At 55.5% G+C, this 17,134-nt stretch carries 7 protein-coding genes; 1 reads left to right on the top strand and 6 read right to left on the bottom strand.

What is annotated here, in order from left to right; genetic code table 11:
• Positions 1-6 precede the first annotated feature (6 nt).
• From AKU79_RS15815 to AKU79_RS15840, 6 genes are all read right to left on the bottom strand, one after another.
• Positions 7-252, bottom strand: a complete 246-nt coding sequence (locus AKU79_RS15815; protein ID WP_050524536.1) for a DUF4170 domain-containing protein — start codon at positions 250-252, stop codon at positions 7-9.
• 241 nt (positions 253-493) lie between these two features.
• Positions 494-1,795 carry an HlyD family type I secretion periplasmic adaptor subunit gene (locus tag AKU79_RS15820; protein ID WP_197087367.1) on the bottom strand — a complete coding sequence of 434 codons (1,302 nt, stop codon included), beginning with the start codon at positions 1,793-1,795 and terminating at the stop codon, positions 494-496.
• Positions 1,796-1,824: 29 nt separating this feature from the next.
• The gene (locus AKU79_RS15825; RefSeq protein ID WP_050524538.1) at positions 1,825-3,714 is read right to left on the bottom strand and encodes a cadherin-like domain-containing protein; all 1,890 of its coding nucleotides are present in this window, start codon (positions 3,712-3,714) and stop codon (positions 1,825-1,827) included.
• Positions 3,698-5,485 (bottom strand): type I secretion system permease/ATPase, encoded by a 1,788-nt coding sequence (locus tag AKU79_RS15830; RefSeq protein WP_050524539.1) that lies wholly within the window; start codon positions 5,483-5,485, stop codon positions 3,698-3,700. Before AKU79_RS15830 ends, AKU79_RS15825 begins: the two co-directional genes overlap by 17 nt.
• A gap of 89 nt (positions 5,486-5,574) precedes the next feature.
• On the bottom strand, positions 5,575-14,802 hold the full coding sequence (locus tag AKU79_RS15835; RefSeq protein ID WP_050524540.1) for a peroxidase family protein: 9,228 nt from the start codon (positions 14,800-14,802) through the stop codon (positions 5,575-5,577).
• 226 nt (positions 14,803-15,028) lie between these two features.
• Complete coding sequence (locus AKU79_RS15840) at positions 15,029-15,211, bottom strand: hypothetical protein (protein WP_050524541.1); 183 nt, start codon at positions 15,209-15,211, stop codon at positions 15,029-15,031.
• 370 nt (positions 15,212-15,581) lie between these two features.
• On the opposite strand from AKU79_RS15840, the gene AKU79_RS15845 reads away from it, so the two are divergent.
• Positions 15,582-17,027 carry a sensor histidine kinase gene (locus tag AKU79_RS15845; RefSeq protein WP_050524542.1) on the top strand — a complete coding sequence of 482 codons (1,446 nt, stop codon included), beginning with the start codon at positions 15,582-15,584 and terminating at the stop codon, positions 17,025-17,027.
• Positions 17,028-17,134 lie beyond the last annotated feature (107 nt).

The raw sequence follows: 17,134 nt of genomic DNA on the forward strand, positions 1-17,134 counted from the left end.
AGGCGATTAGCCCCCCAGCTCTTCGGTGGCCGAGGCGGGCTCGTTCTCTTCGCGCAGGCGGTGGATATGCGCGATGAAATAGCGGGTCTGGGCCTCATCCACGGTGCGCTGAGCCTCGGCCTTCCATGCCTTATAGGCCGCGTCATAGTTCGGGAACATGCCGACGATATGGATATTGTTCGGATCCTTGAAGGCAGTGCCTTGGGTGCTGATCAGTTCGCCACCAAAGACGAGGTGAAGGCGTTGGGTCATGGGTCGCTCCGGTTTGTGCAATTTTCACTAGGGTAGCGCGAAGAGCGCAGAGGTGAAAGGGGCCAGAGGTGTTTGTTTGATGCGGCAAAGTCGCGGGGGCACAGGTAAAATGCGCCCCGTGGCCTTTGCGCCGCAAGCCCGCATTTGCATCAGGGTTGGCCGCATGGCGACATGCGGCGGGGGGCGTTGCAGCGGGTGTTAACAGCCTTGGAAAGGCATCTGGCCAAGGCTGGCTGTTAGATCAGTCTTCCCGGAAGGAACGGTTCATCTGATCCATGAATGGCTTTACCAAATAGGACAAAGCAGAGCGTTCACCGGTCTGGAAGAAGACTTCGACGGGCATGCCGGGAACGAGGGTTTTACCACCAAGTGCAGTATCGGCATCGTCGATTGCAATGCTGCTAAGGTAATAGGGCGCGCCGGTGGCTGTATCGAGGATAGCGGCTGCGCCAATAACGATGACTGTCCCTTTCAGTTCTGGCGTTGTTCGTTGGTTAAAGGCGGAAAAGCGCAGCTTTACGCTCTGCCCGATTTCTATTTGATCGACATCTGTGGTCAGCACGCGCGCCTCGACCACCAGTTCGCCATCTGGCACCACTGTCATCACCGTTGCGCCGGGTGCAATGACGCCGTTGATCGTGTGCACGGACACGTCATTCACTATCCCAGAGATTGGCGCCCGCAGGTCGGTGCGGGTTAGCCGGTCCTTTGACGCGACAAGCCGCTCTTTCAACTCGGCAAGCCTTGCCTCGACGTCGCGCAATTCCTGTTGGGCATGCGCACGGGTTTGATTGTCGAGTTCGAGAATGCGCAGCTTTGCTTCGCTGATCTGCCCGTTGACGCGGGCGATGTTAGAGACGATTTCGCCGCTGAGGCCGTCGATCTTTGCCAGATCCCTGTCGATTGTGCTTACTTTAGAAACCTCGATCAAACCTTTGTCGACAAGCACATGGGCGCGGCTGTAATCGACCGATATGATCCCCCGCTCGATCTGGTTGGCGGCGCGTTGGGCTTCTAGGCCATGCACCTGTTCGGTAAGCTGGGAGACCTGAAGGCCCAGTTGCTCGCGCTGGACAGCGCGCATTTCGCGGTCGTGGCGGAACAATCGCAGCTCGCCTTCGGCGATGTCTGCGGTTTCGGCGGCGGTCAGAAAGCCCGGCTCGAATTCGATTTCATCGGCTCCGTTGCGCTCGGCAATCAGGCGGGCACGGCGCCCGGTCAACTGCCAAAGCTGTGATTCCAGAACACCAAGCTCGGCGCGTAACTGGGTGTCATCAAGGCGGATGAGGACATCCCCTGCCGCGACATGTTGACCATCTTCGACCAGAATTTCCCCGACGATGCCACCATCGCGATGTTGAATTTCTTTTAGCTGCGATTTGACGGTGACGGAGCCATGCGCGATGACCGCCCCCGTCAGTTGGGCCCGCGCAGCCCAGACGCCGCAAGCCACAAGCAACGCCGAGGCCAAAACAACGCACATCACGACGCGAGATTTGATCGAAAATCCAGTTTGCAGAGTGCCGGTTGATTTCACGTTCATTTTTCTAGCCATCCTATTGTGCTGAGTGTTCAACCCGTGATTCCGAATTCGTGCATGTCGAGCACAAAATCATCGGACGTGAGGGTTTTGTTGCCGTCCAGGTTGATCGAATAAACCTCGTATCCATCGTCGTTGTCGCTGCTCCAGACTGAACCTGAAATAACCGTGATTTCATGCAAATCGAGGGCCAGAGAATGGATGTAGGATATTGCGCCGACATCGCTGAAATTTGCCTCTCCGTAGCCAGAGAAAAACATTTTCATCAATGTGAGGCCATCGCCATCCTGCATCAGGCGCGACAGGTCAATACGATCCCCTGTTTCGAAATCGGTAATGGTATCATTGGCTTGGCCTTTGTTGGTTATGGCGTCTATGGTCGAGAAAACGAAGATGTCCTTGCCATTTCCGCCGGACATGACGTTTACATTATCGTCTGCGACCAAAGTATCGCGGCCATTGCCGCCTATGATGTTTTCGACGTCGTGGATTTCGCTTTCGTCATCGTCACCAATTCTGAAACGATGATGTTCCAGATCGACGGTTGCGTCAGCCGCGGTCGCTGACAGGTCCACGGTGTCGGTGCCTTCGCCACCGTACAGCTTGTCGCCGCCTTCGGGTTCTGTGACGACGAAGGTGTCGTTTCCAAGGCCGCCATAGAGGTGATCATGCCCGCTACCACCCGAAAGGAAATCATCGCCAGCGCCGCCAAAAAGATCGTCGTCGCCTTGGCCACCGGAGAGGACGTCATCGCCCGTGCCGCCGAACAGCTGGTCGTTGCCCGCGTCACCATATAGTTGGTCATTGCCGTCATCACCAAACAGAATGTCATTTCCCTGACCGCCATAGATGATGTCATTGCCGCCGCCGCCAAAGATGATGTCGTCTCCGTCGCCGCCGATCAGCCTGTCATCACCATCGCCGCCCGAAATGACATCGTCGCCCTCGCGTGCATAAACGATGTCATCCCCGGCTTTGGCGTCGATGACGTCGTTTCCGGCGGTTCCGACCAGGATGTCGTCGTTAGCCGTGCCTGCTGTTTCGGTTACCGGCGCAGGGATATAGGTTGCAAACGCCGTTTGTTTGACCGATTGCTGACCATCGCTGATCGCATAGGTGAAATTGATCTGGCCTTGATAATCCTTGTCGGGGGTGAATAGCCAATTGCCATCTGAACGTTGAATTATGCTGCCCGCATTCACCGAAAGTTGGGAGATGTTCAGAACGTCGCCATCGGCGTCAACCGCGCCAGCCAGAAGTGCGGCAACCGTGATAAGCAGGGTTTCGTTTTTGCGCGCTTTGCCCAAATCCACAATGCTGACGACGGTTGGGCGGTGGTTTTGTTTTTCGTCCTTGGGCTCGGGTTGCGCAGTCTTGGCGCTGGGCGTGACCTTATGGCTATCCGATGCAATCCCTGACGTTTCATTGTGTGACGATATGTTGTCCTGCGTCGCGTCACCTTCGACGGGATTTACATCTACGACCACGGCAACGGCATGAACGGCACCAAGGGATTCATCTTTGATATACTGAAATGAATCACTTTTTCTGTTGATGATAAAGCCGAGCGGATCACTGCCAGAGCTTTCGGATTTTGGAGATGGACGGAATTTATCAAGTTGAACAACCTTGCCATCATCAGGCTGCGCCGCGGCATCGGGCTGTTCGGGACTCTGCGTGACCGGCTCTTTGTGCGCTGACGGTTTATCTTCTGGCATGTGGGGGCGTGGCGTGTGGCGGAATTCTACCTTTTCCAGTTCAGCAGACACCAGTTTGTTGGCCATAAAGGCCCATGCCCCCAAAGCCAACGGGACAATAAAGCGGGAGAGCAGCTTTGATTTTGGTGCGCTTAGGGTAAACCGCCGCACTGGCGCGATGGCAGCCTCGTCATCAGGGATGCCAAGTTTAAGCTGTTCGTCCATGTTGCTCCCCCCTGGATTTGGGCAGGGCGGTTCTTGCCTCTTGAGCGCCTTTCTCGGTCTTTGGCAAAGGCGTTACGGTGGCGCCGTCCTGAAGGATTTCTTGCTTGGTGCCGAAAGCGGTAAGTTTGCCGCCTTGCACCACACCGATCAGCCCGACTGCGACCAAGGCGCTTGGACGGTGAGCGATGACGATAGAAATGCCGCCGCGTGCCCGTACAGTGCGCAATGCCTCGTTCAGGGCAGTTTCGCCTTCGGCATCCAGATTCGAGTTTGGCTCGTCCAGCACGACAAGAAACGGCTCTTTGTAGAGCGCGCGGGCCAGACCAATGCGCTGACGTTGACCGGCTGACAGGGCGGTGCCATTCGGGCCAAGCCCTGTCTGATAGCCGTCGGGCAGTCTGACGATCAGATCGTGGACACCTGCGGCCCGTGCGGCGGCGACGATGTCATCGTCACTCGCATCGGGATCAAAGCGCGAAATATTCTCGGCTACGGTGCCTTCGATCAGCGAAACATCCTGCGGCAAGTAGCCAATGTGCTTGCCAAGCTGTTCGGTGCGCCATTGGCTGAGTTCGGCATTGTCCAGCCGGATTGCCCCGCGCAAAAGCGGCCAGACACCGACAATTCCTTTGACCAGCGAGGTCTTGCCACCGCCACTTGGCCCAATCAAGCCGACGGAATCGCCTGCCGCCAGCGACATTGTTACGTCGCTGACCAAAACGGCGCCGCTGCCGGGGGCGACGACTGTGGCGCCTTCGATTTTCAGGCTTTTGGTTGGTGCGGGCAGTGTGACTGTGGACTCGTCATCGTCGATTGTTGACAGCGTATCTTTCAACCGGCCGAGTGACCGGCGTGCGGCGGCAAAGCCTTTCCAGTTGCCGATGGCCATATCAATCGGGGCCAAAGCGCGCGAAGAGGCAACGGAACAGGCGATGATTGCACCGGCTGACAATTCGCCTTTGATCGTCAGAAATGCGCCCAGGCCCAAAAGAGCAGATTGCAGCATCATCCTGAGGACTTTGGAAAACCCGCCAAAGGTGCCCGCAATATCACTGGTGCGGGTTTGCAGGTTTAGGTGGCGCGCGTTTGCCTCTTCAAACCGCGAGATGGCGCGATGTTCAAAACCCATCGCCTTGATAATATCGGCGTTGCGGGCATTGGAATCCGCGACATTGTTGCGCGAGATGGTTGCCTTTTGCATTTCCATGCTGGCCCGGCGCGACATGATTTCCGTTGCAAGCGTCAGGCAGATCAGAACGAAAGCGCCGCCGAGGGTCAAAAACCCAAGCAGCGGATGCAGCAGATAGACGAAAGCCAGAAACAACGGCATCCACGGCAGGTCGAGCAATGCAATCGTTCCGGCGCTGGTCAGAAAGGTGCGGATCGTGTCTACATCGCGCCCACGTTCCAGCGCCTCGGCAGATGAATAGCCATAGCGCGGCATTTCAATGGAAACGCGGTGGGCAATAGGTGCCAGACGCGCATCAAATCTTGCGCCAACGCGAACCAGTATCTGGCTGCGCAGCACGTCAAACATACCTTGAAAAAGGTACAGCCCAACGGCAAGAACAGACAGGGCCACCAGCGTCGGAACGCTGCCACTGGTCAAGGCGCGATCATAGATTTGCAGCATGTAAAAGGCACCCGTAAGCGCCAAAATATTGATAAGGCTAGATAAAAAAAGCAGGAAAATGATCAGGCTGCGATATTGGCCAAGGCGCTCTGACACTTTTTCAGAGCTGGCTATTGTGCGGCGGCGCTTGTTGTTCATCTTGAAATCCAATCTTGAAAACCGTTCGGAAGCTTTTGAAGGTTGGGTAGGCCGGGCAGTTGATCAGCCAACTGCCCGGCCCTGACGGATTAGTTCACACCGCTGAAATCGGACCCTGTAAGGAGATGACGGCCAACAAGGTCTATTGAGAAATCGGCCTCGGTATCATCATCCACGTTGCCGGAAATGATTGTATGCTCTCCGTCTTCGTGGGTTTCGAAGGTGACCATCAACTGACCTGCAGCACTGAAGCTGCCTGTTGCAAACAGGACGAAAGACTGTTGCCCTGCGGCCCCATGATCCGCATCGATGCCGCTTAGATCGATCTTATCGCCAGGTGCAAAGTTGAAGATCGTGTCGCCATTTGCCGCCTCGACCGAGCCGAAGACAAAGGTATCGTTTCCGGCGCCGCCATCCATCGCGTTTACCGAAGCGTTGGCGATAATCCTGTCATTGCCCGCGCCGGTAATGACGTTTTCAAAGCCATAGATCGTGTCGGTTTCGGCCCCTATGACGACCTGACCGCGCCCCAGCAAACCGCTGCCAAGATCGACTTCGATATTTGCCGATACTGCGGCATAGTCGAGCGTATCGGTGCCGGCCTCGCCCCAATAGGTGTCACTGCCGTCATTGGCTTCGGCAATGATCAGGTCATTTCCGTCACCGGCAAAGACAATGTCGTTGCCCGCACCGCCGTCGATAACGTCATGGCCCTCGCCGCCGAAAATACGATCATTTCCGCCGTCACCGAACAACATGTCCGACCCGCCAGCGCCAACGATGTTATCTGCACCATCCCCCCCAAACATAAGGTCAGAGTCTTCGCTGCCGATCAGCGTATTGGCGTTGCTGTCGCCGGTTAGCGTTAGCCCGATGTGGTTGGCATCTGCTGTGTCTGTTGCCGGTACCGGATTGTCTGTGGTGCCGGCGTCTGCTGGTGCATCAGGCGTGCTGTCGGGCGAAGCATCGCCTTGCTGCGCGGTTTCATTTGTGGTGCCTGTTTCGGTGCCGGAGGGTGCCGCGTTATCGTTGGATGGCGTGCCACCATTGACTGTCAGGTTGCGGCCGTCGCCATCCACAATCTGATATGTTCCGCCGCTGTTAACGACGACGTGTTCGTCAGAGGTCATTTGCGACAGGTCAACCATTACATGGCCTTCGCCGGCGTTGATCGTAATCGTGTTTTGGGAAATCAACCCGGTGAAAGTGCCGCGCGTTGCCACAGTCGCATCGCCGCCGCCTGTGCTGCTTAGGTTAAAGACCAGTTCTTCGATATTGATCAGCGAGGCAACGACTGCCGTAATTCCGCCCACGGTGCGGGTAATGACCACGCGGCCGGCCTGGGCATAGGCCGCATAGGGTGGTGCCGCATTGGGGGCGATGACGTTGTAGGTTTCGGTTTGGGCATTGCCGTTGACAACAAAGGTGTCTTTGTTTCCTGCGCCGCCATCAACGGTGTCGGTTCCGTCGCCAACATTCCAGATGATGGTATCGTTTGCATTTCCACCGATGATCTGATCGTTGCCCCCTGCGCCGGTAATGGTTGTTCCGGGATTGGGGCCAGTGGCCGCCGTAACGGTTCCGGTGCTTCCCGGACCGCCTGCGGTGTAGGTGCCGCTTAGTGTGGTTGCATCACTGAATTTGACGCTGAATGGAATATTGTTCTGCCCAAGGTTTTCACCATTTTCCATGTTAGCCGTTCCGCTATCGGTATCGATGCCGAACCGCAAAACATCGCCTTGTTGGAACGTACCCGGTGCAAAGGTCAGCACCAGTTCCGACGTATCGCCAGAGGTTACAGTGATTGCAGAGGCGGCAACGTCAGAGGTGTTGCCGACACTGAACGCCTTGGAGCCTGCGCCGGATTGATCAAAGAAGCCGAGAGAACCAAGATTGATTCTGATTTCGGTGATGGATTCAGTTTCCGAAGCGTTGCCTGTGAATGCGAACGAGAAACTGTTGTTTGCGTTGTTGCTGAAGTTTGAGTTCGAGGCGACTTGGGCCACTACCTCACGCACCGCTGTTGGTGCTTCGTCGCGGGCAATCAGGATTTCATTGGCGGCCGTCCCTGTAAGGGTGGGACCGGCCTGTACCTGTATGTCAACCGGTGCGGCACTGATGCTGGCGTTTGAGGGGCCAACCGGTGGATGATCCAGAACCGTGTAGGTGAAGGAACCGGATGTCAGTGTGCTTGGCTGGCTGATCTGGATGTTGTCGAAATCAATATCGGCGACTTCGGTGAAATATGTGTTGGCGGTCATATTGCCGCCAAGTGCCAGCGTGTTGTTGCCTGCTAGCAGATTGACGGTTACCGAAACGCTTTGCCAGCCGGTATCAAGATCGGGTCCGTTGTTATTGGGGCCCAGCAGCGTATTCACGACGCCATTGCTGCCGATGGCATTTCCGTTGACCGAGACGATGACCTGGCTGTTTTCGCCTGTCTCTGTGTCGCCGCTTAGTCGGTTGCGGTAATCAAAGTTTAGCGTATAGGTGCCCGCCGTTGCCACGTTGATCACGCGGGTAAAGGCGCCGTTCATATTCGCGCTACCGTTCCCGCCGCCAAGATCAAGATGCAGCGCGCCGTTATTGCCGCCATTTCCGGCAGTGACGCGGATACCGTTGGCATTTTGGCCAGTGCCGCCAAAGTAGTTGTCTTGATAGGTGAACCCGTTGGTGTTGCTGGCGAAATTGGCGCTTAGAACGGTCGGGCCAGCGGGCGGCGTGAACACAACGTCATTGGCATTTTGCGAGACTGTGCCACCGACGGCATTTCCAATTGTGTCCACGGTTAGCGGATCACCGCTGGCATCGGTGTCATTTGCCAGTAGCGCTGCCTTGGCGATAGCAAGTGAACCACCGGTGATGTTGGTGATGACATGATCGGCCACAGCAACAGGGAAGTCGACTGCAACCACGTCGATGGTGGCTGTGGCAATCGCACTGTAGAAGGCGCCATCAAACACAGTCACCTCAATCACGCGCGGCGTGCCGTCGGGTGATACGTTTGGCCCCGAAACGCTGTTGTCATAACGCACCAGATCGATGGCGTTCTGATAGGCGGCATGATCGGCGGTTCCGCTAAGATCAACGCGGATTTGGTTGCCTACGGTGACGATGTTAAAGGCAATGCCGCTTGCCAAAGTACCGCTTGTGCCGGCAAAGCCGCTGATCGACAGGTGATCTTGGGAAACGACCGCATTGGTCAGAACGACCCGCGCGGATTCAAGGGTGGTTCCGTCAAAGTCCGTGATCACGGCCATGTTTGCAATCGGCTTTGGCCCGGCCCCTGTCAGGTAGGTATCAGAGAAGTTGACGCTTTGCGCGATAAGGCCTTGGTATTCGATGCGCACGTTGTCGACCCATGCGTATTCATTAGAGCTGCTGATATCGCTGGCGACGAAACGCAACACACCGTGATCCGTGAAAGTACCGCCCAGATTGATCGAGGTTCCATTGCTGTTGCCCGAATGGATAACCCCAATCCGTGAACCAAAGTTGACCCCATCTGCGGCGAAGTAGACATCGACACGCTCGCCGCTGTTGGCGTTTCCGTCCAAACTGTTGGTGTCGTAGCTGAAGTTCAGGGTCGCGGATGTGGCGCCGGCAAGGTTGACTTGGCGGTCGATCGTTGCGCCATTGCCTTGGCCAAATACCAGATGGTTGTTTGAAATCTGGATTTGGCCGCCGGTAGGACTACCATTGGCGTCATCTGCGGTTTCTTGCCAATCCGAGGCCCAAGGCGTTACCGACCCATTGGTGGTGATAGGATCATTATTGGCATAGCTTTGGGTGCTGAAATTGTCGCGCGGGCCAAGGGTCGTTGCTTGCCCCACCAGTGCCAACTGCGGCGCGAAGTCCAGTGTTTCATCTGCAAACACCAGTTGCTGAACCCCGACCAAAAGGTCTGTGCCCTCGTTGGCCAGCAGATTTCCATTCGCGTCAAGAAGCGGCGCGCCGTTGCCATCCAGGAAGTCGGCTGCGGTACGGTTGTCGCTGACCTTGTAGGCAACGACGGCATTGCCGCCAGCCGCCATGTAGTGGATCACCTCGACGGTATAGTCGTCACGGTTGCCGGAATAGAGTGCCCGGTCTACGCTGCCGATATCGGTTGCCGTGGTGCCAGAGGCTTCGGGATTCAGCGGATCGAATGCTTGGGTGGCATTGCCGAGGACGTAATCCTTGAACATGTTGGATTTCAGGAATTCTGTGAAATGCAGGCTGAACATTTCTGTTCCAATCGCCGCGTTCCCCAAAAGACCATCGCTGAGCACAGCATTCGGGTCTACTCGGTGCGAGGCGCCAAGATAGGCGTCATAGCTGTTATAGGCCGCTCTGGACCCCGCTGTGGTTTCGTATTGACCAATCAGCCAGTCCAGCCGGATAGACCCGCCAATGATGACATCGTTGCCATCGTTGCCGTTAAAGGTGTCGCTGCCACTGCCGCCAATGAACCAGTTGTCGGTTGTAATGGCGACTGCGTTTTGCGCCGCGTTCCCGATGAAGGTGTCATCGTTTTGTGACCCGATAACGCCTTCTACCTGTGTCATGGCCGCGTTTGGCGTGATGCCGTCCACGGCAAGCAGTGGGTTGGCCTGATTGTTCAGGTCGATAGTCTGGCCGAGCGGTGAGGCATCAAAATCATTCAGTTCAAGCAGGTCAAAGCCGGTATCCGTTTTGCCGTCGCCGCCCAAAACTTCGTCTGGTCCACCGCCAAGTGCCTGAGACAGGCGGCCCGGACGCAAGATGTCGTCGCCGTCACCACCTGCGACAATATCCTGGTCATCGCCGCCGACGATAAGATCGTCGCCGCCGTCACCATTCAGAATGTCACCAGAAGCGCCGCCATCGATATAGTCATTGCCGTCGCCAGCGCGGGTGAAGGGGTCGGTGTCGTCGCCGCCAAACAGCACATCGTCACCGCCATTGCCGATCAATTCGTCGATGCCGGTCCCGCCATAAATGGTGTCATTGCCGTCGCCGCCAATCAGCAGATCGGTGCCACCTGCAGCCGATTCCGAGCTGTCGCCATAGATGAGGTCATCACCCGCGCCGCCATCGGCCACTTCGGGGCCATCACCGCCATAGATCGTGTCATGCCCGTCGCCGCCGTTCAGATAGTCGCCGCCGTTGCCGCCAAAAATCAGATCGTTACCGGCATCGCCGTAAACCGCATCATCGCCGGCGCGGGCGTAAATGACATCGTCAAAATCTGTGCCGACGATGACCTCATGCGCGTCGGCGCCGCTGCCCGGTTCGCCATCAAGCTGATCGCTGACAGAAAGGGCGACACGCATATCCACAATGAATTTTTGCGCCCCTGCTGCCATGATCCCTGCAAAGGTCAACAACTGGCCGTTGCTGGCGGTGGTGCCGCCTGCGTCGGAATAGATGCCGACACCGTAGTTTACCGAGCCATCATGGTTCAGCCCGTTTGCATCATTTGCATGTTGGGCAACCACCTGACCATAGCGGTGCTGGGACGCGCCGATAAACTTGCCTGTCGAGTCATAAAAGGCCGCGCCGGTCGGTGGCACTGTGCCTGCCGCTGCCAAAAGCGTTGTGCCATTTGAGGCGTAAAGGTTAACAGCGGTCGGAATGCCGGCATAGGCAACGTTCAATTGGTTGTAATAGGTCACGCCCGGATCAAACGTATTGCCTGCAAGCACCAGAACCATGCCATTCGCGCCGTAGAGATCTACTGCGGATGGCCACGTCGCGTTCAGGCCAAAATCGTGATACACCTCGGAATAGCCAAAGACGTTGCCGTTCAGATGGGATGTACCTGTCGTGCGCTCGACGATATCCTTGAACTGTTCTGCTTTGACTTGCTCGTCCATTTCCTGCCCAAACAGGCGATAGAGATAGTAGAACCTGTCGCCGTCTTTCAGCGCGGAAATCTGGTCAACAAAGATGGTGTTGAAGGTTGCGCCCAACAGGCCGCCATTCACGTGAACCTCGGCCAAACCGCCCAGCCATGCGTCGATCAGATTGAAGTCCTGGTTGCCACCGTTCAGGAAAGTGATCGCCTCGGCGACACCATTGGTTCCGCCAAGCTCTGTCACGACAATAGCGGCGGCAGCGCTGTCACCATTGGACGCGTCAATGATTGCTTGGGCAAGATCGACATTGCCATCAAGCGCATAGGCGGCAATGAAATTCACCAGCGACTCGCTATGCTGCATATTGTTGCCGAAATCGGACCAAGAGGTATAGGCACCGAGATCAAGCGCCACGCGCATTTCGTTGAAGGTTGGCAAGCCGATGTCACGGCCCCGCGCGATGTTGATTGCGGCAAGGTCGAGCGGCATGCCAAGCAGACCCTGATTGAGGGCAGGCGTGATGAATTCGTCAATTTCGTTCATTTGTTGGCGCGTCTGGCCCAATGTAATCGCGTCTGGTCCCAGCTCGGCGTAAAGCTCGGGTTTTAGAAAGGCTGCCTCAAGCGCATAGCTCATGATCTTGCTGGTCAGGCCGCCATCGGGGTCGATGACATCGATCGTCTCACGCAGGGTCGAATGGCCATAGCGATAGGCGTTCTGGGCAAATTCCAGTGTAATCGAAGAGTCGCGGCCAGAGTTATAGCCGACAAACTCGCCGATATCGGGGGTGACGGCCCCTGCGAACTGGTCGGTCGCCACGTGGTTATACTCGGTCTCGACGATCAATCTGGTGCCTTCAAACACCTTTTCCAAGTTCCAGGACAGATAGCCATCTGCACGCGTCATCAGGCCGACTGCGCTGATCGGTGTGCCGTTTTGCTGGTTGCCTTGGGCGTCAACGATAGGTGGCGTGCGAATGAAATCGACAAAGTTCGGATCCGTCGCCGTCGTTGTACCGGCTGGAACGACATAGATGTCGCCATTGATGTCGCTGGCCAGCAGGCCCGAGATGGCCTCAAAATGACCACCGACCACGCCAACAAGCGCAGGATTAACAATAGGCGTGCTGATATGGGTAACGGCTGTCATCCATTCGTCAGCGATAGAGTGGTCTGCACCTGACTTGTGGTCGTCCTGCCGCAGAACCCATGTTTCGATATTCTGGATCTGAAAGTTGTGCTCTTCGTGGAAGACGTGGTGGATGGTGGTTAGGCCGACGTTTTCATTCACCCGGCCATCGCCCGAAAGATAGTGATCGCCAACCGAAGCAAGCAGGATTTCACTGACGGCAGTATGATCGACAGCCGCCATGCCAACCATGCCGAACAAGGTTGAATAGATGCTGAAATCAGCGAAATTCACAAAGGGTGCCAGTGCGCTTGCACCGGTGAAAGTTGCGGCAGGGCTGCCGGGGCCCATGGCACCGGCAACAAGATCCAGCTGCAGGTCGCCGTTGACCGCCTGAGAAAAGACGCCCAGTGAGGTTGATCCGGGGCCGGCGGTCTGAAGAATGGCATTGAGCGTTGCGATGGACGTATCGACGACTGCCGCCACATCGGCCGCATCCATGCGCGCGCCGTCAAACCGCGGATTCATATCAAGCAGCAGGGCATGGCCCGAGGTGCCGGAACCGTCGATATGGCCGCTTGCGTCACGGTTGCGAACGTCGCCGATATCTTCCCACGTCAGGTCATCGCGGCCTGTTTCAATCAGGTGATCGCGCAGCGCGTTGACTGTGACGAGTGTTTGGTTTGTCTCGACGCCATCCCAACGTGTCCACGTGTTGGCAAGCGTGTTGCTGTCAATAAGCCCGACACCCGGTACATAGGTGCCGGGGTTGTTGGGGTCTTCGACCCATTCGCGCAGCAACGCGCCGATTTGTTCAACCGAACCGTAGCTTTGGCTTTGATCGACGAAAGGAGAGGTGTGGTTGATATAGGTTGGTGCGCCATTTTCATCGACACCTTGTGGTGTGGCGCGGGTAATGGTGATTTCAGTCGTTGGCCTTCCGTCAGGGCCGATCACGCCATAGAGCGGATCATCCACCGCCAAGGCGATTTTGATCTTGGCGGTGGTGCCTGCATCGGTCTGGCCATTTTTGGCGATGAAATCGAGGCCATGGTCAAAGAACTGGCCAAAAATGGCGAAAAAGCCATTCGTTGGCGCCACGCCCGGATTGGTTGATCCGATGAAGCTTTCGGTGTTGTTGGCGTTTTGGTGATCATCAATGCCAAGCGTGGCCAGCATACCATAGTCTTGCACGATCGCAACGCCTTCGACGGCACCAAGTTTGAAATTCGCCAGACTTGGGTCTTTGCCTTGGGTGTAGGCGGGGTTGAGCGTGATGCCATCGTTCAGGTACATCGTGTTGTAGACGATGTGATTGGGGTTAAGCCCTGCGGGAATTGCATCTGCGGCGAACAAGTCGCCAACCGTCAGCATATCAACGCCGGCGGTTGTGATTGTTTGGGTGATCATGCGCGGCGTATAGTCGATCACATTGCCAAGACGGATGTCGGCGGTTTCGGCGGCAGGAATTGCGCCGCTTTCCCAGACGGCCGCATCGGTCGCGGTTCCGTTGATCGAAGTTGGCGCATAGCCTTGGGCGATTACAGCTGCAAGATCGGCCGCGTTGTTTACGCCGACCGATGCAAAGCCGTGGTACTGCAAATCCAGCTCGCCGCCCGACATAAAGATGTGGGAGGTCATAGGCGACAGCGGGCCCGAGGTGGTGGAATCGATATGCTCGCCCGTGGAATCGAGAATAATGAGTTGCGTCTGTTCCTGGGTTTGAATGTCGATTTTGTTCCAGGTCACAAACTCGCGTCCGCCCTCGATAACATGTGTCGCGGTGATGACATCTTGGGTGGTGCGCGAAAAATACTGAATCGTATAGGTGACGCCGCTGATCGGGGATGTGTAACTTCCGGCTGTTGTAGGGGCAGAGTCGGATACAGTCGAAGTTGTCGTGGTCGAGGTTGGTGTAACCAGATCCAGCGCAGCGGAGAGATCTGGCTGCGGGGTTCCGGCCGTTACTGACGCAACAGTGGCAGGGTTGCGCACGGCAAGCGGATCAAAAGCCTGTTCGACAAAGGTATAGTTCAGACCCAGTTTGCGCACAAATTCTGCATCGGCTGCGCCCCAAGTATGATTGACCAGCAGCAAATTGTTATCAATGCCGCTATTGGTTCTGATCCCTTGCGATGCGGTGATATGCGCGTAAGAGGTTCCCCAGTTGCTCTGCGCTTGCTGGGGGGTAAGGCCGGTGCCATCCCAGATCAAGGCGCCGCTTTGGTTGTAGATCGCGCCCGTTCCGTTCCAGTCAATGATGGCATTGCCGCCGGCATCAAACAGCGGCAGAAAATTCACCTGGGCGAGAACAAACTCGATATCGCTTAGGTTAAAGTTAAAGGGCTTCAAGGATGTATTGATAGGCATTTTACTGTCTCCCGATGTAGCCGAGTCCGCAGACTGCCAAGCTTGAGTTCTGATTAATTTCCAGCCGCCCACCGGCCCCGAAATGAGCCAGACGCGCTAAACACTTGAATTCAGGTCAGGCCAAAAACGATGCGCGGTAATAAAGTGGCTTCGGAATTGGCAAATATTCAGTCGAGTTGAGACGCTTGATCGAGCCAAGGCATCGATCTTGCGCCATTTTAAGACTTTAGCCCCGTCGGAAAAACGGCACGCTGTTTTGGCGGGCCGTGCAGGGAATGGCCTGCATCACACGGTAATTTCCAAAGAATTTGGTCCCTATTGCTGCCAAAAAGTGTTGGCTGCGCAAAACCGAGCGGCGCAGTGCGCTTTCATAGCGGGTTAAGAATTTCGGAAATGCGATTTGAATCATTTTGCCCCCCAGCAATGATGTTCAAAAAAATTATTCAATCTGCGCATCAAATGCGCTTTGGCGAACTGCCTTTACAAATACATCGCAATTCACATCCTCTTCAGCAGTGAAGAAATGCAAATAGACAAAGATTTATTGAATAGGAAAGCAGGTCTACGTAGCAACTGAGTTGCCAACCTGCAAAGATATACCCCACGCAATCCTTGCCTCACTGTTCATCAAGTTTGGCAAGTTGCGCGAATAAGGGTAAGTATCTTAGGTCTGGCAAATTAACCGGATATTAAGGATTTTGGTCTGTAGCAAAACCTATAGTTGTATAGGACTTTAGTCTGATAGCACTCTCCGTTGGTCTCATACGCGCGGGAAAAAAATGACAGATACAATTGCAACGCCGAGAAAAATCAAAGACCAGTTTTTGGCCGTAAGTCTAATCAACCAATTCCTTTTTGCGCTGGGCGGGGTGCTTGCGGTCTCGATGGTTGCGCTAACGATTTGGGTTAACAGTTTGGCAACAATCCGGATACTGGATGCGACGGTCGGAACCCATGCGTTCTATCTGCAAAGCCTTTTACAGCCCCATGTTCAATCCCTGGCAAGAGAATCAGATCTTTCTGCCGCAGAAACCAAGGCCATTCGTGGGCTGCGCGATGATTTTTCCGAGCATGGAAATTTCATGACCGTAAAAATCTGGCGCACGGATGGGACGCTGGCCTTTGCCGAAGATCAGGAACAGATGAACCTGGAGCATTCATCCGAAGAGGTGAAAGACGCGCTTGCGGGTAAGGTGATGGGGCGGCTTAGCGACCTAGAGCAGGACGAGCACGCAAAGGAACGTATGCTTGGCCAGCGGCTTTATGAGATCTACGCCCCTCTTTATGATCTTGAGACGGGTAACATCATAGCCATCGGCGAATTTTATCAGAATGCCGATTACGTGGGGCAGGCCTTGCTGGGCGCGGCAAAGGATAACGCGCTGATCTTTGCTGTTGTCGGGATGATATTGTTCGCAATTCTGGCGACGATTGTGCGCACCGGCAGCCGCACGATCGACCGACAGCGTGACGATCTTCAGGCGCGTCTGGCCGAAATGGAAACGTTGAACCAAACCAATCAGAGCCTGAACAATCGCATCAAGGATGCGATGATGAACGTGACCAGAAACGACAGTAAATTGCAAAGAAGGCTCGGGTCTGATCTACATGATGGTGCCGCCCAGTTGATCGGTTTTCTGCTGCTGCGGCTTGATCAATTGGATACATATCTGCGGACGGCGCGCAGCAAGGATAAGGCACTTGCAGTCGAGCTTTTGGCCGATATCCGCGACTCGGCGAACCAGGCGATGACCGAGATCCGCGCGGTTTCTGAAGGTTTGGTCGCGCCTTACCTTGAAAGCGGTCAATCACTGGAGACGGCGTTGCGCGCGGTTATCAGAATGCATGAAAACAGAACCGGCACACGCGTTGCATTCCGATATGAGATCGAAGACCCGACAATTTCCGAAACGTCAACGCACACGCTTTGCCGCATTGTGCAAGAGGCGTTGAGCAACGCCTTCAAGCATGGTGAGGCCAAAATGCAAGAGGTGGTTGTCACCGGCCAAGATGATAGGCTGACGCTGCGTATATTGGACGAAGGACCGGGGCCGTATACGGAAAACCCATCTCGGAAGTCTGTTCGCCTCGGGCTGCAGGGCATGCGGTTTCGGACAGAATCACTGGATGGTCGTTTCTCAATAGAGGCGCGCGAGCCATCGGGAACCGCCGTTACATGTGTCTTTTCAACAGCAGCGCTTGCAACCGAATTTCGAGTGAATTGATCCCGTTTTGGAAACAATGTTTCAAAATATGGGTAATTGTTAAAGCTTTGGAAACAATCGTATTATTATCTTGATTGGATGGCCTAAACATGTCGATACTTGGTGAC

The sequence above is a fragment of the Pseudorhodobacter wandonensis genome (genome assembly GCF_001202035.1).
Taxonomy (GTDB): domain Bacteria; phylum Pseudomonadota; class Alphaproteobacteria; order Rhodobacterales; family Rhodobacteraceae; genus Pseudorhodobacter; species Pseudorhodobacter wandonensis.

Coding starts and splice junctions, on each gene's coding strand:
- AKU79_RS15820 (WP_197087367.1), bottom strand. CDS start 1,795: ATGAACGTGAAATCAACCGGCACTCTGCAAACTGGATTTTCGATCAAA.
- AKU79_RS15835 (WP_050524540.1), bottom strand. CDS start 14,802: ATGCCTATCAATACATCCTTGAAGCCCTTTAACTTTAACCTAAGCGAT.
- AKU79_RS15825 (WP_050524538.1), bottom strand. CDS start 3,714: ATGGACGAACAGCTTAAACTTGGCATCCCTGATGACGAGGCTGCCATC.
- AKU79_RS15830 (WP_050524539.1), bottom strand. CDS start 5,485: ATGAACAACAAGCGCCGCCGCACAATAGCCAGCTCTGAAAAAGTGTCA.
- AKU79_RS15840 (WP_050524541.1), bottom strand. CDS start 15,211: ATGATTCAAATCGCATTTCCGAAATTCTTAACCCGCTATGAAAGCGCA.
- AKU79_RS15845 (WP_050524542.1), top strand. CDS start 15,582: ATGACAGATACAATTGCAACGCCGAGAAAAATCAAAGACCAGTTTTTG.
- AKU79_RS15815 (WP_050524536.1), bottom strand. CDS start 252: ATGACCCAACGCCTTCACCTCGTCTTTGGTGGCGAACTGATCAGCACC.